Source organism: Erwinia aphidicola (genome assembly GCF_014773485.1).
GTDB lineage: Bacteria > Pseudomonadota > Gammaproteobacteria > Enterobacterales > Enterobacteriaceae > Erwinia > Erwinia aphidicola.
In genome coordinates, this window is the sequence record NZ_JACXBP010000001.1 from 643,277 (window position 1) to 667,025 (window position 23,749).

Sequence of the window (23,749 nt, forward strand, 5' to 3'; positions counted from 1 at the left end):
TGCCACTCTCGGGCGGCATCAGCGTGGCTAAAATCCGGCTTATCAGTGGCGAAATATTTCACTATACGCTGCAGTTGTCACCCCATCATATCGCTTTATGTTTAATCAATTATTTAACGCTATTGCATACTTAACTCAATTTCATCTGGCGTTTATCTGTTAATTTACCTTAAAAATCAAACGCCCTTTTAGCAGGGTCACACTCTGGATTAGGCTGGAGCTGCGTTTAACGCATAACTAATCAGAGGATAATAATATGACCGTTGTAAATCAGACTACCTGCAGGCTCTTTAGCGAAGCTGGACAAATGACTCAGCTCTCCGCCTATTACGAAGAAGAGCGTCGGACTATGTGGATGATGCTTCGTGCACAGCCGCGACCGAGCTTCAATCATCAGCTGATTGAGGAGATTATGAACCTCAGCTACGCCGCACAACGATCCGGACTGAAGATCGATTTCTGGGTCACCGGTTCGCTGGTGCCGAGCATGTTCAATGCCGGTGGCGATCTGCGTTTCTTTGTCGAATCGATTAAAAACGGGCGTCGTGAAGCATTGCGATCGTATGCCCGCGCCTGCGTTGACTGCATTCATGCCGCCGCGCGCGGCTTTGATACCGGCGCCGTGACCATTGCAATGGTGGAAGGCAGTGCATTAGGCGGCGGGTTTGAAGCCGCCCTGGCGCATCACTTTATTCTGGCGCAAAACAGCGCGCGCATGGGCTTTCCGGAGATTGCCTTTAATCTGTTCCCGGGGATGGGAGGCTACTCTCTGGTGGCGCGCCGTTCGGGGATGAGGCTGGCGGAAGAGCTGATCTGCGAAGGGGAGTCGCACACCGCAGAGTGGTTCGAAACTCGCGGCCTGGTTGATAAACTGTTCCAGCCGGGAGAGGGTTACCGCTGCACGCGTACCTTCATTGATACCCTGCAGCCGAAGCTAAACGGCGTGAGAGCGATGCTGAAAGCGCGTCAGCGCGTGCTGCAACTCACTCGGGCTGAACTGATGGATATCACCGAAGACTGGGTGGATTTCGCCTTCACGATTGAGCCGAAAGATATTGCCTACATGGAGCGACTGGTCCAGCTACAAAACCGCCACAGCGCACAGCTGCTGAAAGCGGGCTAACTGTTAACCCCCTCAGGATGTGATCCCGGCATGATGCTGCGTGAGCCAGTGCTCGAGCTGTTCAGCGGGCATTGGCTTTGCGTACAGATAACCCTGACGAATATCAACGCCGTTCGCCATGACAAAGCGCGCTTCCTCTTCGGTTTCGATACCTTCCGCAATCACCTGTAAATTGAGCGCTTTCGCCACGGCGACGATCGCCCGCACCAGCGACTGCGACACTTCCTGCTGATTCACCCCGCGCACAAAACTCTGGTCGAGCTTAATAGCATCGATAGGCACTCGCGCCAGCTGAGACAGCGAGGAGTAGCCGGTACCGAAGTCATCCAGATGTACCGCCGCCCCCAGCGCCTGAAATTGCCCCATCAGCGCCAGCGCCAGCTGCTCATTTTCAATCAGGCAGCTCTCGGTCAGTTCAATATCAATCGGGCTGCTGTCCAGCCCGGCCTCATCGAGCGCCAGTTTTAGATCGGTATAAATACTCTGGTCAATCAGCTGCCGGGCGGAGACGTTAACCGCCACGCGCAGATTGATCCCCTGCTTGCGCCAGATGAGCACCTGCTGCAGCGCGCTCAGCATCACCCAGCGCCCCAAAGGAATAATCAGACCAGACTCTTCGGCATAAGAGATAAAGCTGTCAGGGCGCACCAGCCCGCGCTCTGGCGACAGCCAGCGCACCAGAGCCTCAACGCTGGTCACGCCGCCATCCGCATCAATCTTAGGCTGATAGTGCAGCACCAGCTGGTGTTGCTCCAGCGCTTTACGCAGATTGGTATCCAGCCACAAATACTCAAATACCCGCTGGTTCATCTCAGCGCAGAAGAGGCAAAACTTACCGCGGCCATTCTCTTTGGCGGTGTACATTGCGGTATCGGCATTGCGGATCAGGCTTTCACGGTCCTCACCATGCTGAGGGGCGAGGGCGATACCAATGGAGCAGCCGGTATAAACTTCGATCAGGCCGATACGGAAAGGCTGCTTCAGGCGTTCAAGGATCCGCGATGACATCGCTTCTAACACGGCCTGGCTGGTGTTCTCCGCCAGCACGATAAACTCATCACCGCCGAGGCGCGCCAGCGTCTGGTCCTTGTCAAGGCAGCTGAGAATAGCCAGTGAAACCGCCTGCAGCAGCTGATCGCCAAACATATGCCCGTAGGCATCGTTCACTTTTTTAAAGTTATCGAGGTCAAGATAGACCACACCAATCTGCTCACTGGTGCGTTTTTCCAGCGCTTCGGTAATTTCATGATTGATGGCGTTGCGGTTAGGCAGCCCGGTGATGTTATCGGTGTTGGCCAGCACGCGCAGGCGCTCCTGCGCGCGGCGCTCTTCGGTAATATCGGTGCCGGAACAGATCAGGAAGATTTCATTTTTGCCGCTGCCGCTGTGCACGAATTTGTTGCGGAACAGAAACAGCCGCTGGCCTTTTTTGGTTTTGATCCAGCGCTCAACCTCATACGAACTGCCTTCGCGGAAAAAGCTGCTGATATTGCGTCGCGAGGCCGCCGCTTCCTGACGCGACATAAACAGCTGGAAGACGTTGCGGCCGATAACTTCCTGCTCTTTCAGGCCGGTGTACTCTTCGCACAGGCGATTAAAACGCTGGATATGGCCCTGCTGATCGACAATCACAATCACCGAGTTAGCCTCGGAAACCACCTGTTCAGCAAAGGAGAGGCCCAGTACCAGATCGCGCGCCACTGAGGAAGTATCGCCCCAGGCTGAAGCCGTACCGGCCCACGCCACCTGGGAGACTTTCCTGCCAACCAGATGCATCGACAGGGAGTTACCGTACAGGGTAATCGTCAGATTAACGCTGGAGGTGATCACCGTCATCCCGCGGATCATATTAGCCTGAGGCGTGGTCAGAGGAACGGCGATATTGGTTTCACCGTCTTCATCTTCAGCAAATTGAATCGCATCACTATCAGCAGATAAACGCCAATGAGGGCTGCTGGTACCAAAGTAAGCATACAACAGCGTTTGCCCCTGTTCATCGGTCATCTTTTGTCTCCCTCAGTGCTACTTTGCTGATGATATCTTATTATTTTAGCAACAGTATTCGGCGAGCAGGAGAATCACAATACATAAGGGCGATATTTTTTTAAAGCGCTAAATAAGTTCTGGCATAAAGCAGGAAAAACAGGTGATTAAACCCTCGATTGGCAAGGGATAAGCGGCATCACCAGAACAGTGTCAGCGCCAGCGCAGCGACCCAGCAAATTGAAGAGAACGATAACAGAGTAATCCAGCTAAACGAACGCAGCATGCCAGCATCTTCAATTGTGTTAATCATGTTTTTCATCGTAGTCTCGTTAATGTTGTCGGCGGAGGAGTTCCTGTCCCGAATCTGAGGCTATTTTGGCAGATGGCGGGTTATGACAATATCGGACGCGGCTTAGGGAACTGTAGGAAGGTGGTCGATCTTTTGTAGGAAAAGTACGACGATCGGCAAAAAAAAACCCCGCACGTCAGCGGGGGGGACCAACCTGTTACCGCGCTTGGTAACAGGGGGAAAGACTTCAATTAATCAACTGTAATGAAAAATTGCTTTCGTCGCTCTGGCGGCGACTTACGCGGGCATCAGCCTCGCGCAGTACGGGTTCGGTTTCGAGCAGAAGTGACAGGCTTTTACCTTTCACCCCATTTCCATTCGCAGCAACCACCTGCAGGTTGAGGTCAGGCTTGAGGTTCAGATTACCCGCCGCGCTGACTTTCGCCATTGGCAGCAGCCTGACCTGCACCGGTTGCCCGTCGAGCGTGGCCTCTTTGAGCACGATGCGCAGTTCACCGTTGCGACCGTAACGGAACCCGCCCGCGGAATTACGATCCCCGTTCACCACCAGCTGCATACTTTGTGAAAACGGGCAGGTGACGTTGACATTGAAATCTCGCTTGCCGAGCGACAGCTTATCGCCACCCTCAGCCGCCGGCTGCAGCTGCCAGCGGGAGAGGTTACCCAGGTCGGCTTCACGCGAGTTGCTGCTCATACTGCAACGGGTATCAACCGGTATCGCCGGAGCCTGTAAGGGGGCAGGCAGCTGAGCGGCCAGTGCCTGGCTGGCCACCAGCAGCAGTAACAGCGACAGGGAAGTTTTTATCATCTTAATTGACCGCTGCATCATAGCTGTTAACGGTAAAGCCCCAGGTCGTGGCCGGTGAGATACGCACCTGTTTGCTGGCGCTCAGCGCTTTACCCTTGCTGTTTTCCAGGGTGATGGTCTGGCCAGGTAACACGTAGTTATTCTGCATGTTCCAGTCAGCGTTATCCGGCAGGGTTTTCACTGCCGACGACATCCGCACCACGTAAGGTGATGGGTTGGTCACGACCAGCTTGCCGCCCTGATTCGACCACTTCAGCTCTTTCCACGGTGCGTCATTTTTAGCCAGCCCAGCAGGGCGGATCAGCACGGGCAGATTTTGCCGCACTGTCATGCGCACTTCATTTTTGCCTTTCTCTTTTGGCGGTACCCCTTCAAAAATCACCCGCTTCAGGCGTTCCGTTTTCAGCGGGGTTTTGCTGGTCAGAATAAAGCGCACGCGCTGCGATTTTCCCGCTTCGACGCGTGCAGCCGGTGGCGTCACCAGCAGCAGGGATTCGTTATCGTCTGGGATATTTTCCAGCGTGGTCATCAGCAATACCGGGAAGCTGTCGCTGTTTTTTACGTTAATGGCGCCTTCGCCATCAGCCGCCTCAACGATGACTACCGAGGTTTCAGGGATCATGCCGGTGGCATGGCTCTGTCCCGCCATCAGGGCCAGTGACATTGCGCTCAGGGTGAGGAAGTAAGTGGATTTTTTCATAGCAGTAATCTCGACGTGTTTAGGTTAATTAAGGGTTATTGCATCTGACTCTCTGTTCAGATTTCTGTGTGGCGCTTCCCTGCACACCGGCAGTGCTTTGCCGTTGATCCCTGCATCAGCTCTCAAGGAGGTGATGCCTCGTTCCGTTGAGTGAGGCTATTATTGCGGATGGCTGGCTGGAAATTAATCAGAGTGCCAGCCTGCTGTTGCAGGGCAGAGAGAGCAGATCTGTAGGCCGTGGACTACAGCGTGGGGAGGCGGGGAAGATGATGTAAAAAACCCCGCGGTGGCGGGGTTGATTAGCGAGTCAGAGGGGAGATTAGAGGTAGCTCACTTCAATGCTGGTCAAACCATCGAGGTGGATCGGTTTGGTCAGGTCGAGCTGCGAACGCTGGTTAATATAGGCCTGAACGCCGAGTTTGACATTCATGGTATTAAAAGCCAGTGGCGCCAGAGTGGTTGACTCGCCTGGCGTGAGGGCACGAGACCAGGTCGGGTCGAAGAAGATCTCTCGCGTGGTTGGCCTGGCCCATGCTGCTCCGCCGCCGGTGCGCGACAGCAGGCGCACTGCGTTACCGTCTGCGGTCAAGGTGCTCTCCACCAGGCGCATGGAGTAGCCGCCAATCTTCGCACTGCCATCCAGCCCCAGCCCGACGCCGCCGACGCCACCCATGCCGAACACCTTGACGGGCATACGGCCGGTCAGGTTACCGCTTTCGGTTGCGCCAGCCATAGAGCCGGAACGACGGTTATAACCGCCAATCGAGACCTTGGTCGGGGAATCACAGTTAATAGCGAAATCCAGCTGCTTCTCCGCCAGGGTGGTATAACCGGTGGCGTTCAGGCTCTGGGCTTTGATAGTGCCGTAATCAACGGTACCGCCACCGGACAGCGTTGGCGTGCAGGCGGCCGGTACAATGGTGCCGATAACCCTGACGTCGACAGAGTCAGCGAGGGCCGCAGTGGCACTGGTCGCCAGTACGGCCAGCGCAATAACAGAATGTTTTATCATGGTCACATTTCCTAAAATGGTGATCAAAGCTGCCCGGTATGGGCAGCGCTGTGTTGTCGTAGCGTCCGTAAATCAGGCGGATCGCCAGTGCGTCACAGTGTGTGCCTGGCGCCGCCGCGAAGAAATCAGAGTGCTTGCCGAACGGTGAAGGAAAGCTGTCACTGCGTGTCGGACGGAGATGACAGGCTGACTGCACCCGCTAGCGGCACACGGCAGTGGCCTCCTCGTAAAGTCCCGGCGCGCTGACCTTCTCCGGCAGGGTCAGGGTAAAGCGGCAGTCGCTTTTACCGGACTGCTCCACGGTGAAGGTGCTGCCTGAGACCGCGTCGTTAATAAATACCGTGCTTTTCTCCGCCACTACCGCGCTGAAGCTGTTGTCCGCAGCAAACACGCTGGCACCGGTCAGCAGCGGCTGGCCCTGCGCATCCTTAACCGTAACCAGTACGCGGCGGTTGCGCACCACGCCGAAATCGATATAGCTGACCGAACCGCGCGCGGCTGCCGTCTCATAAAAGGCGTTATTAATATCGACGTTTTTGCCCAGCGAGCGCGTGTCCACCTGAACGGCAGATTTGCTGTAGCTGGTGATTTGCGGGATCACCGCAAAACCGCGGCTGTCGGTCCAGGTCGGCCCGGCTGGCGTTTCCACACGCACGCCTTTCTCATCGCCAATTTTCGCAATGCCAAAGGTATCGCCGACCTTATACGGTGACAGTGTCACTCCGTGATTATGGACCACCGCCGCGCCGCTGGCGCGTCCTGACAGGGTGGTATAGCCATCGCTGTCGCGACCGATGCCGGCGCTCAGCTGGCTCACCGGGGTCACCATATCGAAGTTGCCGTTGGTCGAGGTGCGGTTGCTGCCGGTATCGTGCTCGGTCGACAGGCTGTAGTTACGATCCTGGCTCAGGCGCTCGCTGTAGCGTAACCCGGCACGGTTACCGTTTTTCGCCCCGTTAACCCAACTGCTGACGCTGCGGTCGCCAAACGGCACGCTCAGCGTCAGATAGAAGCGATCTTCACCGCCGTTATAGCCGCCGCTGCTGCGCTCTACGCTGGCACCGAGATAGGCACGACCGAAACTCTTACTCCAGCCACCGCGCAGATAGTTTACGTTGCCGCTGCCGTAGGTCTGTGCCTGAGAGAAGGCCAGATTAAACGCGCCGAGGTCCGTTCCTGACCAGCCGATACCCAGGCCGTACTGGCGACTGCTGCGGTTTTGTTCGGCGGGATCTTGCGCTACGGCATCACTCAGTTCGCGAAAGCCGCTGGTCTGCTGTGAGGCGTTGGCTGACAGGTTAATGCGCTCGGTCAGGTTGTAGCCCACGCTGGTATTCAATGACGCACCCTGACCGCCATTTTTACTGTCTCTTGCCGCGGTAGCCTGCACGGCCAGCAGGGTGTCGTTAAAGGGTTGAGCATCCACACCGACCGCTGCGGCCTGATAGGGTGCTGAAGCCAGCACGCCGCTGTTCAGCAACAGCCCGGGCGAGAACTGCCACCCTTTAGCCGCCGTTGCCAGCAGGGGCGACTCTGCGCTGCCCTGCTGATCGAGCCGACCGGCACCGAAGGCCCAGCCAGGCGCAATACGGTTGCCGTTCAGCAGAAAGGCGGCTGCCGGCACAATAAACTGCCTTTTTTCGCCGCCGCTACCGGTCACGCTGACTTCAAGATCGGAGCGGCTGTTGAGCAGGGTAAAGTCGCGCAGTGAAAACGGGCCAGCGGGAACGGTGGTGGTGTGGATCAGCACCCCGGACTGACGGATCTCGACCACAGACTGGCTGTCGGCAATCCCCTCGACCAGCCCCATACCGCGCCCTTTACCCTGTAGTGCCTGGTCGGGGAACAGCTGAAAACCGAGTACCTGCCCGGTGCCAAACATCGAGTTGCCAAGGCTAATCTGCCCGGCCTGGAAAATCTTTTTGTACTCTTTGAGCGTGCGCTGGGCGTAGGCATTCTGGTGCTGCAGCGTATCGCTGTTATTAAAGTGGGTCAGCGTCTGGCGGCTGCGGAAAATCCAGTCGCCGGCGTTGAATCCCGCTTCGCTAAGGACCTGATAATAGTTCAGCTTGCCGCTGCTGCTACCGGAGGCGCTCAGATACTGTGCGTCATAGTTCAGCAGCCCGGCAACACCGCCGTGGCTCCAGTTCTGCTGCTCATCGTCACTTACGATGGCATCAGCAGGTACGGTCAGCGTGATGCTCTCATCCCCCGGGTTGAGCGTCAGCTCGGTTTGCGGCCACAGGGCTTTGAGATCGTAGCACTGCGCGCTGGCGCCGGGGAGTTGCAGTCCGGCAGCCTTGAAGAACGGGGCGTCGGCACACAGCTGTCCCTGCCGATCGAAGCTCGCTGTCACTTTACCGCGTGCGCGACCATTTACCGTCAGGCTTACGCTGGTTTCACCCGTAGTAAATCGCGGGGCATTTTTAAAGGTTTCAGCAATGCGCGGATCGATGCCGCGCGATTTTAACGCTTCGGTATCGAATTCCGTCTCCTCAGCGGCATAGAGCGCCGGTACGGATACCAGATTACCGAGGATCAGCAGGCTGAGTAGCGACAGCCGGAACAGTGACGGAGCAGATTGAACAGCAGATGCGGCTTGGGCCAGTTTCATTTTGGTATCTCGACGTGTTTAAAGTTAAGCGATAAGCCTGAATCTGTGTCCAGGTGGGATCTCTTTTTGCTGGGGGAATTTTCGCAATTTATTGGAAACTTCTTAATCAGAGCCACGTCAGCAATCAGCAGGGCAAGGGATCGCGATCTGACAGAAATGGACTACATGGATGACGATGGGAACAAAAAAAACCCGCTCAGGTGAGCGGGTTCGCTTTGATAAGGTGTAATTACATGTAGACCAGGGTGATCGTGGTCAAACCGTCGAGGTTAATCGGTTTGGTCAGGTCCAGGTTTTCACCTTTGTTGATATAAGCCTGCACGCCCAGTTTACCCGCGAGGTTAGTGAAGGCGACAGGCGTGGTGCCGCTGGTGCTCCAGGTGGTGTTGCGACTGTAGTTAGGGTCGAAGAGAATACCTGCGTAGTTATCCTGGATCCAGGTTGTGCCGCTGTCAGCTTTACGCAGGTTGTTGGCCGCGACGCTATCAACGGTCACTGAACCTGGATTAATGCGTACCGCGTAGCCACCAATTTTATCAGCGCCATCCATGCCGAGACCCACAGCGGCAACCAGGCCCATGCCGAATAAATTAACCGGTGCTGTGCCTGCTGCCTGAGCTGACTCGGTTACACCCGCGGTGGTGCCCGGGCGACCGCTTACAGCTTTTAATGCGACTTTGGCAGGTGCATCGCACTGGATAGAGAAATCAATCTCTTTGGCAGGCAGCACGGTGTAGTCAGTCGCGCTGATGGTATCAGCCTTAATAGTGCCGTAATCCACGGTGCCGCCGCCGGAGAGGGTTGGGGTACAGGCCGCAGGAACGATAGTACCAATCACGCGCACGTCAACGCTGTCGGCAGCAAAAGCAGAGGCGGTAGTGGCCAGCAGAGCCAGCGCCAGAACGGTTTTCTTCATCATGATAAACATCTCAATAATAGATAATTTATTAGGCGGGCTGACACAGCCCACATTTAGCCACGGTGGCCGGTTAAATAATCCATTCTGGCGGCAGATTTCTGACGCGGCTTAATGGCTTATTTGTCCGCAGAGGAGAAGCTCTTCTCTGTTGATGGCAGAATTATGCGTGCTTTCTTCAGGGGGAAATATCGGAGCGGAGTCGCCATCGCGTGTGAATAATACGCCAGCAGCGTATGAAAAGGATGACAGGCAGAGAAGGGCAATTTCGCAACAAAAAAACCCGCTCAGGTGAGCGGGTTAGCATCAGAAACGGTGGGAAATTACAGGTAAAGCAGAGTAATAGTGGTCAGGCCATCCAGGTGAATGGGCTTGGAGAGATCCAGCGCTTCACCCTTATTGATATAAGCCTGCACGCCCAGCTTACCGGCCAGAGTGGTGAAGGCCACTGGCGTACGAGTACCCGGCTCTGCCCAGCTTGTCATGCGTACCTGTGAGAAAGGTGAATAAACGATACCTGCCCAGGCGTCGTTGGTCCAGGCGGAAATCACGCCCGCTCTGTTATCAGCACGCAGGCTGTCAACCGCCGCGCCGTCAGCCGTCACGGTACTGTTGTCAATACGAACAGCGTAACCGCCAATCTTATCACTGCCGTCCAGACCCAGCCCCGCTGCTGCTACGCCCTCAAGCCCAAACAGGTTGAAAGGGGGATAGGCCACACCCTGGTTGGTCTCTGTGCCCGCTGCGACAGAACCCGGGCGGCCAGTCGCCGCGGTCAGTGCCACTTTGGCCGGTGCATCGCAGCTGATGGAGAAGTCAATCTGCTTCTCTGCCAGCACGGTGTAGTCAGTCGCGCTGATGGTATCAGCTTTAATGGTGCCGTAATCCACGGTGCCGCCGCCGGACAGGGTCGGGGTACAGGCCGCAGGAACGATAGTACCAATCACGCGCACGTCAACGCTGTCGGCAGCAAAAGCAGAGGCGGTAGTGGCCAGCAGAGCCAGTGCCAGAACGGTTTTCTTCATCATGATTAACATCTCAATAATAGATAATTTATTAGACGGGCTGACACAGCCCGCGTTTGGCCACGGTGGCCGGTTAAATAATCCATTCTGACGGCAGAACTCTGACGCGGCTTAATGGCTTATTTGTCCGCAGAGGAGAAGCTCTTCTCTGTTGATGGCAGAATTATGCGTGCTTTCTTCAGGGGGAAATATCGGAGCGGGGCGGTGCGGATGACTGAAACTCAGCCATGGTTTGTAGGACAAGGATGACGCGCTGGCCTTTGCGCCCGCCAGGGCGCGGCGGCAGAGATTGATTACAGGTAATAGAGTTCCAGCGTGGTCAGTCCGCTTAGCGGGCTGCGCTGGCGGTTCTCAATTTTCATCTGGCCATTGGCGAGAGGGCGCAGACGGTAATTTTCCGTTTCACCCGGGCGCAGTGACAGAGCGCGTAAGTTCACTGCTTTATTCTGCTGACAGCTAACGCTTACCGTTAACTGTGCTCTGTTGCTGCCCGCGGCTGTGGGCTGGCAGGCTTCCGGCACGATCACCCCGGTGACGCGTACGCTCAGGCTTTCCGTGGCAAAAACGCCATGACTGGCCATTAGGCCAGACAGTAATAGTGCAAATGTGATTTTTTTCATCTTGATTCTCCTGTTCAGGTGCAGCCTTATTATGGCGCATTAGGACCCGGTATAAGAATCGGCATTTTGGGCAACGACCTAAATATTTTTTGAAAAAGCAGCCGCCCGCAGAAGAGGAAAATCGAAGGGGTTATCTTTACTGAATAAAATCAACAGGTCAGTATGTTGAAGGGGAAGGCGGAATGGAAGGGCACTTTAAAGCAGAACCGATGCGTGCCCCTGACAAGGCAACGCATCGTGAAAGATATTAAACGCTACTCTGACTACCAGCTCCAGCGCACCCCGAGGCTGCCGCCGAGCGGGGCTTCAACTTTGTTGCCTTTGCTGTAGTCCACCTCGCCATACATCTGCAGCGACGGCGTCAGCTGGGCGCTGACCCCCGCGCCATACTGGCCGCGCAGCCCGGAGGGGTTATTGCTGAAGCGAATACCATTGAGCACCACCGGGTTACTGTCGACGAACTCGTTGATCGCCGCCGCTTTCAGCCACGGCTGGATCTGCGCACCGCTCTCCAGCGTCAGGGTGCGGCCAACCACCAGATTCAGCGCTGCCTGCTGCGAACGCATCGCCCCGGTTTTAACCTGCATGCCATTATCCAGCTGCCACGGCTTACCGTTAATCCAGCCGGTTGACAGCAGGGCGGAAGGCTCGATAAACAGCCCGCGATCGAGGTCAATATGGCGGCCGAGTTCAGCCGAAAGCGCCAGCCCGGCTGTATTGAAACCGCCTTTAGCAAGATTGCCACCTGCCATCAGCGCGCGGGTGCGGGTGCTGTAGTTATTGGCTTTGGCGACCGCGTCCAGATACCAGCCATCCTCAAGCAGCCAGGTGTTATAGGCACCAATAAAGAAGCTGTTGATTTTACCGCTGCTGCGGTCGGCCAGGTCGAGCTGGCTGTCGCTGAAACCGCCAAACACGCCCAGCAGCATCTGCTGCTCACCGACTGCTTTAGCGGCATCCGCACCCAGCATCATGCCCTGCTGATCGATCTTCACGCTGCTGTTCTGAATCCCGCTGAGATGTGAACGGTTACCTAACATCCTTATCCACGCTCCACCCTGCTGTTTACCCAGGCGAATATCACCCAGTCGGGTGCGTAAGGTGCTTAGCTCACTCTGTGCCACCTGCGGCAGCGCGTTGGAGATCCCCAGCGCGCTGCGCGCCGAGGCGCTAAGCTGCGGGTTAACTACCGGCTTAACCACCGGTCGGACAACGGGATTGACTCCCGGTGGCGTAACGGGGGCTACGATTGGCGGCGTGTCAGTGTCAGTACCCGGCTCTGATGGCTGCGTTGGCTGTTCCGGATTGTCCTCGCCCGGCGGTAGATCAATATCTGGCGTATCCGGGTTGGCTGATTTTGCCGCCAGTACCCAGTCAGCACCGCGCTGCTGAAGCTCATACTGATAAACACCGGCATCCACCGCGCCATTTTTCAGGCTGAAGATCGCGTTGCCGCCGCCCGTCAGCACCACCGGAAGCACGCCTTCGCTGTTAGCCGGTTCCGCGCCGCTGTCATTAATGCTCAGCTGGTGATCCCCTGCTGCGGTGCCGTGAATATCCAGCAGGTCGCCGCGCAGCGCGGCAATATCGGTATTCATGGCAAAGCTACCGTTACCGCTCAGTGAATCCAGCGTCAGGGTAGAGAAGGCACCGGGGTGAGCAACAAAATTGACCTGGCCATTCTGTTGCAGTGCGCCCACGCTCGAGTTGGCGCTCAGATTCCAGCTGCTGTTATCCAGCGTTAGCGAGGAGATATTTTGTGCCGCGCCGGTCAGCGTAGAGAGCTGACTTAACGTAACGTTGACACTGTCCGCGGCGGTCGCTCTGAGATCGCCATTAATCACCACCTGATTATCTGCCTTCAGATCGATCTGACTGCCGGCGTTGACATCCAGCGCTACGCCGCTGCCGCTGTCGACGGTGGTCCCGTTGCTCAGCTGCACGCGGCTGTTGGCGCTACTGGCGATGATTGCCCGGTCGCGCTCGCTGCTGAGGCGGCTATTATCCAGCGTTACGCTGCTGGCCAGGCCCGCGCTATTACTGCTTAGCGATAAACCTGCCGCTGCGCCGTGGGTGCAGAGGTCGCTGTTGGCAAGATTCAGGGTTCCCGAACGGGTAGCCAGCGCGTAAGCACTGTCGCCAGCGGTATTGACCGTCAGGTTATCACCATTGATGATCGATCCAGAATAGGCCAGCAGGCCGGTTGCACCGTCGCCTGTGGTGGTGATGTCGCTATTGGCCAGTGAGATCGCGCCCCCATTGGCGGCAAAAACCCCCAGCCCACCGCGGCCGTCGCTGTTAACCGTGACCTTATCACCGTCAACGCGCGATTCGCTGTACAGGCCATAGCTGCTGACGCCATGAGTGGTGAGCTGCGAGTTGCTGATAATCGCCGGACCGTACTGCGCGTTAAACGCATGGGCACCGTTACCCTCGGTGGTAAAACGGCTGTCGCTGACATCGGCGCGGGAATTCGCATCGGCAATCCACACCCCATCGGCTCCGTTGCCGCTGGTGTGGATCTGGCTGCCGCTGACCGTGGCGCTGGCATTTTTATTCACGTTAATGCCAATGCCGTTTTGGGTAGCAATCTGGCTGTTAATCAGCGTGATATCGCCTTCAAGCAGCCAGACGCCATTGCCGTTAGCGGTGGTAATGGCGCTGTCGGTAATGGTGGCCGTGGCGTGCCCGCCGTTAGCGTTATACAGATTGATACCGTCATTGAAGTCAGCCGTCACCAGAGTCAGATTGCTGCCGGTCAGCTCCCCGTTGCCCAGCATCAGCGCACCCTGATAACCGCTACCCAGCACGCTAATGGTCGAATCGCTCAGAGAAGCCATCACCCCTTGGCTGCTGTCAGAGAGGCTGTAGGCCAGCACAACGCCTTTCGCTTCGTTGCCGCTGGAGGAGATGGCCAGATTGCTGGTGCTCAGCGTGCCGTCAGCAAGCAGCACGCCACTGCTCTGTGCGCCGGTGGTGGTTAACGTCAGCGGCGTGGTCGCGCTGCCGTTCAGGGTTAACTGTGCCGCACGCGCCCCGTTGACGGCGGCACTGTTGACGCCCTGGGTGGTGACCTTACCGCCGCTCAGGGTCAGACTGGCATTGTTGACGCGCGCCCCATCTGCCATCAGACCATTGGTGGCCAGAGTTGCGTCACGCAGATTCATCGCCGCCTGACTGGTGGCATAAGCCGCGAAAAGCATACTGCCGGAGGTGGAAAACGTCAGCGGCTGATTGGTTTCGAGCAGGCTACCCACATCGCTGGCGAACAGAGGATAGTCACCGGCAATCGCGCTGCTAAAATCATTGAGGGGCTGCATATAGTTGCCGCCGGTCGCACTGTAACCTGCCTGGGCATTAAAGCTTAAGGTGCATGAAGAGATCGCGAGCAAACAGCACTGAGATAATAATGAACGTCGCATAAGTATCATTTCTTCTACAAAGATAAGTGAACAGGGAAAATTAAATAAAGCGAATCTGTGAATTAAATTAATAACGGCTTCAACAGATCGGCTTTATGTGATGTTAATTTGAAAACCCTATGATCCTACGCCCTTGCAGGGAGGTTTTAATAAGACGCAACATGTTGCTGAGTGGGCATATTCTTTTATTTAGTGGTCCTTTTCCTACCGGCTTACACGCCCCAGGATATTTCTGGTTTTTTTTATTCTTTCGCTTTGCCAAAACAAAATGATGTGACAGTATTTAATCAGACTTAAATAATGACATGAGGCCATCCATGGCAAACATACTTGTGATTGACGACCATCCGGTTGCCCGCTTAGCGATCAGAATGCTGCTGGAAAAAGACCAGCACAACATCGTCGCCGAGGCTGACGATGGCCTGCAGGCGCTTGCTCTGGTGCGCAAGCTCTCGCCCGATCTGGTGGTGGTGGATATTGATATCCCCTCGCTTAGCGGGATTGAAGTCATTGAGAAACTGCGTGCAGGAGGCTTCAAAGGTGGTTTACTGGTGCTAACGGCGCGGGATGATGAACACTACCTTGGCCGCTGCATGAGTATTGGCGCCGATGGTTTTGTCAGTAAGAAAAATAACCTGGAAGAGCTGGGTGACGCGGTACGCGCCGTGGTTCGCGGCTATGGTTATTTCCCGTTGAAACGCAGCAATGGCGATGCGGTACACGCGCCTGAAAAAGAGATGGAACTGATTAAATCACTCTCCAGCCGCGAGTTGCAGGTGCTGCGCTGCCTGGCGCGTGGCATGAAGGTAATTGATATTTCACTGCAAATGCATATCAGTAATAAGACCGTCAGTACATATAAAACCCGGGTTATGACCAAACTTGAACTTAGCAGCACGCTGTCGATGATCGATTTTGCCCGCCGCAATAATCTGGACTAATACCGTGAAAAAAATGCTGATTGTCGTTGCGCTGTTAGCCGGGTTTTCAGTGAGCGCGGCGGAAGCGCCAGCCGAGCCTCCTGAACCTTTGCAGATCAACAGCCGTGAGAGTTACAGTCCGCATCAATTTTCCCTCAGTGACTATGAGTGGCGCTGGCTGGGGCAGAAGAGAGAATTAAAGGTCGGCGTATGGCTGGCAGAGACGCCGCCGTTTGATATGTTCACCGAAGCGGGGAAGTTTGAAGGCATTGATGCTGACTACACCCTGCTGTTAACGCAATATCTCGGCCTGCGCTCGCAGGTGTTGCGTTACGATTCACGGGATGCAGCCCTGCAAGCCCTGAAAAATAATCAGGTGGATCTGGTGCTGGACCCCAATGGCAATCCGTTACCCTCCTATAGCAGCCTGATCGGTAGCGATCCCTTTATGGAGGATCGCCCGACCTTAATTCGTCGTATCGATGCGCCGGTTAGCAATATCAATCTGGATAAACGGCCGCTGCACCTGGCCGTGGCGTCCAGCTATCTCGACAGTGCCTGGTTAAACCAGCATTTCCCTGAAGCGCATATTAAGCGTTTTAATGACGATAGTGCCGCGCTTGCCTCGCTGGCATTCGGTGACAGTGACTTTTATCTCGGTAACCTCACTACCGCCAGCTATCTGATTGGCCGCAACTACAATAACCTGCTGGCAGTTCAGTCAATTTTTCCGGCCAGAGCGCCCGGCAGCCGTTTTCTGCTGCGCAGCGAAGACCAGCTGCTGGTCAATGCCGTGAATAAAGTGATTGCTGCTATTCCTCCCTCGCAGAATCAGGTGATTTATCAGCAGTGGAGTGAGGGCAGCGATATGCTGCCGGCGCAGCAGAGGCTGCAACTGACCGAAGCAGAAAAACGCTGGCTTAGTGCCCATCGCACCATTCCAGTAGTGGTTAATTCGCTGTATGCGCCTTTTACCATGTTTGACCATAATGGTGACTTTTACGGTATCAGCGCCGACATTCTGCGCTTAATTCGTTTGCGTACCGGCCTCAACTTCACGCCAGTTCAGGTTGATTCAGTCGGGGATATGTTTTCCGCTGTCAAAGAGGGAAAGGGGCTGTTTATTGGCGCCATCAGCTACAGCACGCTGCGCGACTCCAGCCTGCGTTTCAGCCGGCCCTATTTCAGCTCGCCGTTTGTGCTGGTGGTGAATCGTAAAACCGCATTACCTTTTACCCTCAGTGCAAAGGTACGCATTGCCATCACGGCGAATAATCAGCTGATCCCTGAGCTAAAGCAGCGCTACCCGGGCATCCAGCTGCTGACGGTTGATAATGCCAGCCTGGCGATGCAAATGGTCAATGAGGGGAAAGCGGATGCGGCGATCCACACTCTGGCAGGGGCAGGATATATGATCGATCGCTACTTTCGCGACGATCTGAAAATTGCCACGACGATGGATGAGAGCAACCCGGCGCAGCTGGCATTTGCCGTGCGTCGCGATCAGCCAGAACTGTACAGTATTCTCAATAAAGCACTGGCGGATATCTCCCCGCGTAGCCTGACCCGGGTGATTAATAAGTGGCAAACCACCCCGGATGTTCGCCTCGATACCTGGACTGCCTACCGCAAGCAGTTCTGGCTGCTCGGGGCTATCACGGCGGTGATTGGATTGACCTCGCTGGTGTGGATCTACTATCTGCGCAGGCAGATAGCCGCGCGCCGTAAGGCGCAGTTCAGCCTGCAATCGCAGCTGCAGTTCAGCGATACGCTGCTAAACAGCGTGCAGGTGCCGGTCTATGTTATCGATCTTAACGGTGGGCTGGTGCTGTTTAACGATCCCTGGCAGCAGTTTTTCAAGGCAGAGAGGCTCACGCAGGCCAGAGGCAGCATTGCACAGAGTGACAACCCGCTGCATGTCATCTGGCAGTCGATGGCAGGCGAGGTGAAGAGTGCGCACCAGCAGAATTTTTCGCTGTTCAACGGCGAAAGCTGGCGCAGTGTGACGCACAAAGCCGTGCCCTACGTGGATGATAAGCAACAGGTTATTGGGCTTATCTGCAGCTGGGTAGATATCACTGAGCACCAGTCGCTGACCTCTGAACTCTCTGAGGCGCGTGAACGTGCAGAGCAGGCAAATCGTGCTAAGAGCACTTTCCTTGCGACGATGAGCCATGAGATCCGCACCCCGGTCAGTGCGATCATTGGCCTGCTCGAGCTGGCCGTGAGCGCCCCCGGTAAAAAGACCGATGAGGATGAACCGGTCAGGGTGGCATGGGAATCTGCCCGCTCGCTGATGGGGATCATCGGCGATATCCTGGATATGGCGCGTATTGAGTCAGGCAAGCTGGAACTGGCCCCGGAGTGGGTGCGAACCCGCGAACTGGCCCCCCCGGTGGTCAGGGTGTTTGAAGGCCTGGCGCGCCAGAAGAGTCTGGTTTTACGCTACGCTGAGCCGAACGTCATGCCGTATGAACTGCATATTGACGCGCTGCGTTTTCGCCAGATTTTGTCTAACCTGGTGAGCAATGCGATTAAATTTACCGAAAAGGGCGGCGTTGATGTGGATATTAATCTGCTCAAGCAGTCCCCGGGTGAAGTGATATTAAGCGTAACGGTTAACGACAGTGGCCGCGGCATTGAAATCACTGAGCAGCGTGATATTTTCAACCCTTGGGTACAGGCGCAGGCTGGACGCAAGCAAAGCGGTTCAGGCCTGGGGCTGGCGATCTGTTCACAGCTGGTACAGATGATGGGCGGTAACATCTTCATGGAGAGCCAACCGGGTAACGGAACGCGCGTCACCTTTACCCTGACGGTGCCTGCGCGTGACTATACCCCTGCAGCCGTTTCTGCACCGACAGATGCCGATGACGGTGAAATCACTTCACTGCGCATTCTGGCGGTTGACGACCACCCGGCTAACCTGATGCTGCTGCGTCGCCAGCTGGCGCGTCTCGGGCACACCATTAGCGAAGCCTGTGACGGAGAACAGGGCTGGGAGATGTGGCAACAGCAGGAGTTCGATCTGGTGATTACTGATTGCAGTATGCCGGGCATGGACGGCCTGGAGCTGACGCGCTTGATCCGCCAGCACCAGCACCAGCAGCGGCCGGTGATGATAGTGGGATTAACGGCGAACGCCTGGCCGGAGGAGCGCGCTCGCTGTCAGCAGGCGGGTATGGACGACTGCATGTTTAAACCGCTTCAGCTTCCTCAGCTTAAAACCATGCTGCGCCAGGTATCCAGGCAGCTGGGCGAGACACAGATACCGACTGAAGAGCGCCCGGTGACGCTGGAGCAGCTGGTGAATTTCCCGGCGCTGCAGCAGCTGACGCAAAATGATGACGAGCTGCTGCATGAGCTGCTGCAAACCACTTCGGCAACCAACCAGCAGGATCTGGTGCAGGCAGGGGATCTGGTCGAACTTGAGGACTGGCCGGAACTGGCAAAATGCATCCATCGTCTGTCAGGCGCCGCACAGATAATCAGTGCGTTTAAGGTGGAAGCGCTGTGCCGGGAGCTGGAGAGTGTCTGCCGCGAAGAAAATGTCGACCGCCAGCGCGCGCATCAGCTTTGGCAGCAGGTGCAGAAGGATTCGCAGGTGCTTGAGGCTGCCATGCAGCGGTGGTTAAGTCAGGATTATAAAGAGTAGGGGGCGCCAGCCCCCTACTGTCAGGTTCAGGCGACCGGACGAGCCACGATGCTGCGGGTTTCCATGCGCACTTCGGCGATGGTCACCTCAATCAGGTCGGTGACGCGATAGACCACCTCACCTTTGATCTGCACCGTGCCGTTTTCATTGCTCAGCACCAGCTCATCGCGTACCGCATGAATAAACGGTGCCGGGATAAAGGCGACAGCGCCGTTATCCTGCAGACGAACACGCATGCCGCCGCGCGAGACGTCGATAACCTCGGCGCTAAAGCGCCGATCGGTGCCGACCGCTTTCTCAAGGAATCGCGAGTAGAGCCAGTCACCGACATCGCGCTCCGCCATGCGGTTTTGACGGCGGCGCTCGGCCATTTTCACCGTCAGCTCATCGGCAGGGCGCTCAGCGGCTTCACCTTTGATCATCGCTTTCAGCAGGCGGTGGTTAACCATGTCGCCGTACTTACGAATAGGGGAAGTCCAGGTGGCGTACGCCTCAAGGCCAAGACCGAAGTGCGGGCCAGGAGTGATGCTCACCTCAGCAAAAGACTGGAAGCGGCGAATGCGGCTGTCAAGGAACTGGGTGGGCAGCGCATCCAGCTCACGGCGCAGGTTACGGAAACCGTCCAGCGTGGCAATCGCCAGCGGATCGGCTGTGACGCCGTGGTTGGCCAGCACGCCAGCAGCCAGCTCCGCGTTAGCTGCATCAAAGCCGAGGTGCACGTTATACACGCCAAAGCCCAGCTTATCGCTCAGCACGGTGGCAGCGCAGATATTAGCAAGGATCATCGACTCTTCCACGATGCGGTTAGCAATGCGGCGGTGTTCGGCGACGATATCCAGCACTTCGCCTTTCTCACCCAGCAGGAAGCGGAAATCAGGGCGATCTTTAAACACCAGCGCATGCGCCTGGCGCCACGCGCTGCGTGCCAGGCACAAGCGGTGCAGCAGGCGGATCTGCTCAGCAATCGCTTCGCTTTCCGGCTGCCATTCGCCGCTATTTTCCAGCCAGTCAGACACGTTGTCGTAGACCAGCTTGGATTTTGACTCAATCCAGGCGGCGAAGAAGTGGATATCCTCACCCAGCGTGCCATCCGCAGCCACGGTCACGCGGCAGGCCAGCACCGGACGGCGCTCACCGGCACGCAGTGAACAGGTGTCATCAGACAGCTGGCGCGGCAGCATCGGGATATTAAAGCCCGGCAGATAGTTGGTGAATGAGCGTTCAGCGGCGACCGCATCCAGCTTGCTGCCGACCGGCACGTAAGCCGTCGGGTCAGCGATGGCGATAGTCAGATTCAGCGCGCCGTCGGCGGCCTCTTCCACATAGAGCGCATCATCCATATCTTCGGTGCTGGCGCTGTCGATGGTGACGAAGTTCAGAGCAGTGAGGTCTTCACGCTCCAGTCCTTCATCCAGCATCTCTTCAGGCGCAGCCACGTCCGGTGCTTCACGCTCCAGATTGTGGCGCGACAGCGTCACCCACCACGGAGCCAGATGGTCATCCGCAGTGGTAATAAATTCGGTCAGTTCAGCATAGAAGGTGCGGTCGCCCTTCAGCGGATGGCGGCGCATCTCTGCCACCGCCCAGTCTCCGGCCTGAAAGTCATGCTTCACGCTGCGCTCTGCGCGGCACTGGATCGCATCTTTCAGCAGGGGATGGTCGGGAACGATCGACAGGCGGTCGTCTTTTCTCTGTACCCGGCCAACAAAACGCGTCAGGAAAGGTTCAATCAGCGTTTCAGGATCGGCAACTTCGCGATCTTTGTCGGTCTGAATCACTGCGCTCACGCGGTCACCGTGCATCACTTTTTTCATGAACGGTGGCGGAATAAAGTAGCTTTTCTGCGGGTCGACTTCCAGGAAGCCAAAACCTTTTTCCGTGCCTTTTACCACACCCTCAACACGCGGTGTCTGGGAGTGGAGTTTCTCTTTAAGCTGCGCGAGCAGCGGGTTATCCTGGAACATAATTTCAACGTTTTCGTGGCCTAAGAGCGGCAGACAGTTTTACGCGATTAACCGCGCTACGGCAAGAAAAAACCCCGTTTCCGGGGTCTTCAGGGGCGACCATTTTTTCCGGCCGCCTGGTTAAATCAGCCTGCCGTTATGAGCGCATCAGGCAATGCGCAGGCCCGGCGTCACCGGTGAGAGGGTAATTTTTACCGGCACGGACTTGGAGGTCGGGGTACCGCTGCCGTCACCAAAACTGGAAAGCGGAACCAGCGGGTTAGTTTCCGGATAATAGGCCGCGAGATTACCGCGTGGGATGGCGTAAGGCACCAGCTTGAAGCCGCTCACTTTGCGGGTAATTCCATCGTTCCACAGGGTTTCAATATCCACGTTGTCGCCGGCGGCGTAGCCCATGCTTTCCATATCCTGCGGATTGATGAACAGCACCTCGCGCTGGCCATATACGCCACGGTAACGGTCATCAAGGCCGTAAATGGTGGTGTTGTACTGATCGTGAGAACGCAGGGTCTGCAGCGTAAACGGCACTTCCTCATCCAGCTGCGGGAACAGCGAGGTGGGCAGGGCAGCGGCGCTGAACTGGGCTTTCTCATTCAGGGTAGTAAAGCGCAGCTCTGCGGCAGCATTACCCAGGTAGAAACCACCTTTCAGATCGCATTTGGCGTTGAAATCGCTAAAGCCCGGAATCGTGGCGGCAATATGGTCACGGATTTTGTTGTAGTCACCGGCAAGCGATAACCAGTCAACTTTATCGCTGCCCAGCACGGCATTGGCGATCCCCGCGACAATCCAGGTTTCTGACCGCTGGGTATCGGCGAGAGGTTTGCCGACGCCCTCGGAGGCATGCACCATGCTGAAAGAGTCTTCGACGGTAATAAACTGCGCACCGCTGGCCTGCACATCCTGCTCGGTACGGCCAAGCGTTGGCAGGATCAGCGCATCGATCGCCCCCGGGCAAAGATGGCTGCGGTTAAGCTTGGTGCTGATTTGCACGGTCAGGCCGCAGCGTCTCAAGGCTTCTTCGGTGCGAGGGCTGTCCGGGGCGGCTGCCGCGAGATTGCCACCGAGGGCGATCAGCACTTTAACCTCATCGCGCAGCATCGCTTCCAGGGCTTCAACGGTGTTATGGCCGATTTCACGCGGCGGCTCAAAGCCGAAATGCTGACCCAGGCTGTCGAGAAACGCTTTAGACGGTTTCTCATCAATGCCCATAGTGCGGTTGCCCTGCACGTTACTGTGGCCGCGCACCGGACAAAGTCCGGCACCTTTTTTACCCAGTTGACCAAACAGCAGCTGCAGGTTGACGATCTCACGCACGGTATCCACCGAGTGCTTATGCTGGGTAATGCCCATCGCCCAGGTACAGATCACCCGCTCGGAGTGTTGATAGATGGCGGCGGCTTCGCGAATTTGCTGTTCACTCAGGCCGGACTGGCTGACAATGTGTGACCATTCGGTGGCGTCGACTTCGGCCAGATAAGCCTCCATCCCTTCAGTTTTGGCATTGATAAACACTTCATCAAACAGGCCCTTTTCACCCTGCGCCACTCGCGCACGATGGTTTTCTGCCAGCACTTTCACCATGCCGCGCACCGCCGCCATATCACCGCCGAGATTCGGCTGATAGTAGGTCGAGCTGATTTTACCGGCCATGCTGGTCACCACTTCCAGCGGTTTTTGCGGATCGGCAAAACGCTCCAGCCCGCGCTCGCGCAGGGTATTGAACGTGACGATTTTCGCCCCGCGATCGGCGGCGTGGCGCAGGCTGTGCAGCATACGCGGATGGTTGGTGCCGGGGTTCTGACCGAACACGAAAATCGCATCAGCATGGTCAAAATCGTCAAGGCGGATGGTGCCTTTGCCGACGCCGATGCTGCGTTTCAAACCGGTGCCGCTGGCTTCGTGGCACATGTTAGAGCAGTCGGGGAAGTTATTGCTGCCGTTCATGCGGCCAAACAGCTGATACAGCCAGGAGGCTTCATTACTGGCGCGCCCGGAGGTGTACAGCTCCATCTGGTCAGGATTGTCCATCGCCTTGATATGGGAAGCGATAAGCTGGAAGGCATCGTCCCAGCTAATGGGCTCGTAGCGGTCGGTGGCGCGGTTATAGCGCAGCGGATCGGTCAGACGCCCCTGATATTCGAGGAAGTAATCGCTCTGCTGATACAGTGCCGAGACGCTATGCTGTGCAAAGAAATCGGCACCGATATTGCGGCGGGTAGCTTCCCAGGTCACCGCTTTCGCACCGTTCTCGCAGAAGCTGAAGGTACTTTTATTATCATCACCCCAGGCACAGCCCGGGCAGTCAAAGCCTTTCGCTTTGTTCATGCGCATCAGATTGCGCAGATTTTTGATCACTTGCTTGCTGTCAAAAACGAAGCGGGTCGTGGCTTCCAGTGAACCCCAACCGCCCGCAGCGGCCTGGTAAGGTTTGATGGCTTCTTTAAATTTCATTATCTCGCAGGCTTATGTTGAATAATTGTTATGAGTATATGTCTTCTTTATGGCAATTCTGCGAGTGGCAGGGGGATTTGTCTAATTGATTGAGGAAATGGTGCGATAGGCGCTGTTTATCATGGCAGGCGCAGAAGTGTGATTACGCTCAAGAATTAACCGTTAAAATTGCCGCTGAAGACGATCTTAATCAAGCACGCGACTAATACTTAGCTCTTTG

General features: G+C 56.3%; 15 protein-coding genes. 3 read left to right on the forward strand and 12 right to left on the reverse strand.

Annotated features, from left to right (window positions below; translation table 11 throughout):
• Positions 1–256: 256 nt before the first annotated feature.
• Positions 257–1,123, forward strand: coding sequence for a crotonase/enoyl-CoA hydratase family protein (locus ID864_RS03070; protein WP_048917952.1), 867 nt, complete (start codon positions 257–259; stop codon positions 1,121–1,123).
• A gap of 12 nt (positions 1,124–1,135) precedes the next feature.
• Here ID864_RS03070 and pdeR read toward each other — a convergent pair whose 3' ends face one another.
• From pdeR to ID864_RS03115, 10 genes are all read right to left on the reverse strand, one after another.
• A complete protein-coding gene (gene pdeR, locus ID864_RS03075) occupies positions 1,136–3,127 on the reverse strand; it encodes a cyclic di-GMP phosphodiesterase (RefSeq protein WP_048917953.1) in 1,992 nt (663 codons plus the stop codon).
• 178 nt (positions 3,128–3,305) lie between these two features.
• Positions 3,306–3,428: a hypothetical protein gene (locus ID864_RS23845; protein ID WP_263575951.1), complete on the reverse strand. Its 123-nt coding sequence runs from the start codon at positions 3,426–3,428 to the stop codon at positions 3,306–3,308.
• Between the two features lie 217 nt (positions 3,429–3,645).
• Positions 3,646–4,227 carry a DUF1120 domain-containing protein gene (locus tag ID864_RS03080; protein WP_191149377.1) on the reverse strand — a complete coding sequence of 194 codons (582 nt, stop codon included), beginning with the start codon at positions 4,225–4,227 and terminating at the stop codon, positions 3,646–3,648.
• Position 4,228: 1 nt separating this feature from the next.
• On the reverse strand, positions 4,229–4,927 hold the full coding sequence (locus ID864_RS03085) for a fimbria/pilus chaperone family protein (RefSeq protein WP_099755076.1): 699 nt from the start codon (positions 4,925–4,927) through the stop codon (positions 4,229–4,231).
• A 319-nt stretch (positions 4,928–5,246) separates the two neighbouring features.
• Entirely contained in the window at positions 5,247–5,939 is a 693-nt protein-coding gene (locus ID864_RS03090; protein ID WP_191149378.1) for a DUF1120 domain-containing protein, read from the reverse strand.
• 199 nt (positions 5,940–6,138) lie between these two features.
• Positions 6,139–8,553, reverse strand: coding sequence for a fimbria/pilus outer membrane usher protein (locus tag ID864_RS03095; protein ID WP_191149379.1), 2,415 nt, complete (start codon positions 8,551–8,553; stop codon positions 6,139–6,141).
• A gap of 229 nt (positions 8,554–8,782) precedes the next feature.
• Positions 8,783–9,472 carry a DUF1120 domain-containing protein gene (locus ID864_RS03100; protein WP_224750363.1) on the reverse strand — a complete coding sequence of 230 codons (690 nt, stop codon included), beginning with the start codon at positions 9,470–9,472 and terminating at the stop codon, positions 8,783–8,785.
• A gap of 320 nt (positions 9,473–9,792) precedes the next feature.
• A complete protein-coding gene (locus ID864_RS03105; RefSeq protein WP_224750364.1) occupies positions 9,793–10,497 on the reverse strand; it encodes a DUF1120 domain-containing protein in 705 nt (234 codons plus the stop codon).
• Between the two features lie 290 nt (positions 10,498–10,787).
• Entirely contained in the window at positions 10,788–11,114 is a 327-nt protein-coding gene (locus tag ID864_RS03110) for a hypothetical protein (RefSeq protein WP_191149380.1), read from the reverse strand.
• Positions 11,115–11,377: 263 nt separating this feature from the next.
• Positions 11,378–14,434 carry an autotransporter outer membrane beta-barrel domain-containing protein gene (locus ID864_RS03115; protein ID WP_191149381.1) on the reverse strand — a complete coding sequence of 1,019 codons (3,057 nt, stop codon included), beginning with the start codon at positions 14,432–14,434 and terminating at the stop codon, positions 11,378–11,380.
• Between the two features lie 419 nt (positions 14,435–14,853).
• Between ID864_RS03115 and ID864_RS03120 the strand changes: the two genes are divergently transcribed.
• Together ID864_RS03120 and ID864_RS03125 are read left to right on the forward strand one after the other, a co-directional pair.
• A complete protein-coding gene (locus ID864_RS03120) occupies positions 14,854–15,477 on the forward strand; it encodes a response regulator (protein ID WP_048915968.1) in 624 nt (207 codons plus the stop codon).
• A gap of 13 nt (positions 15,478–15,490) precedes the next feature.
• A complete protein-coding gene (locus tag ID864_RS03125) occupies positions 15,491–19,111 on the forward strand; it encodes a response regulator (protein WP_191149481.1) in 3,621 nt (1,206 codons plus the stop codon).
• A gap of 26 nt (positions 19,112–19,137) precedes the next feature.
• On the opposite strand, the gene ID864_RS03130 is transcribed toward ID864_RS03125, so the two are convergent.
• Positions 19,138–21,075, reverse strand: coding sequence for an exoribonuclease II (locus ID864_RS03130; protein ID WP_191149382.1), 1,938 nt, complete (start codon positions 21,073–21,075; stop codon positions 19,138–19,140).
• Between the two features lie 147 nt (positions 21,076–21,222).
• Complete coding sequence (locus tag ID864_RS03135; protein WP_048915970.1) at positions 21,223–23,529, reverse strand: FdhF/YdeP family oxidoreductase; 2,307 nt, start codon at positions 23,527–23,529, stop codon at positions 21,223–21,225.
• Positions 23,530–23,749: the final 220 nt, after the last annotated feature.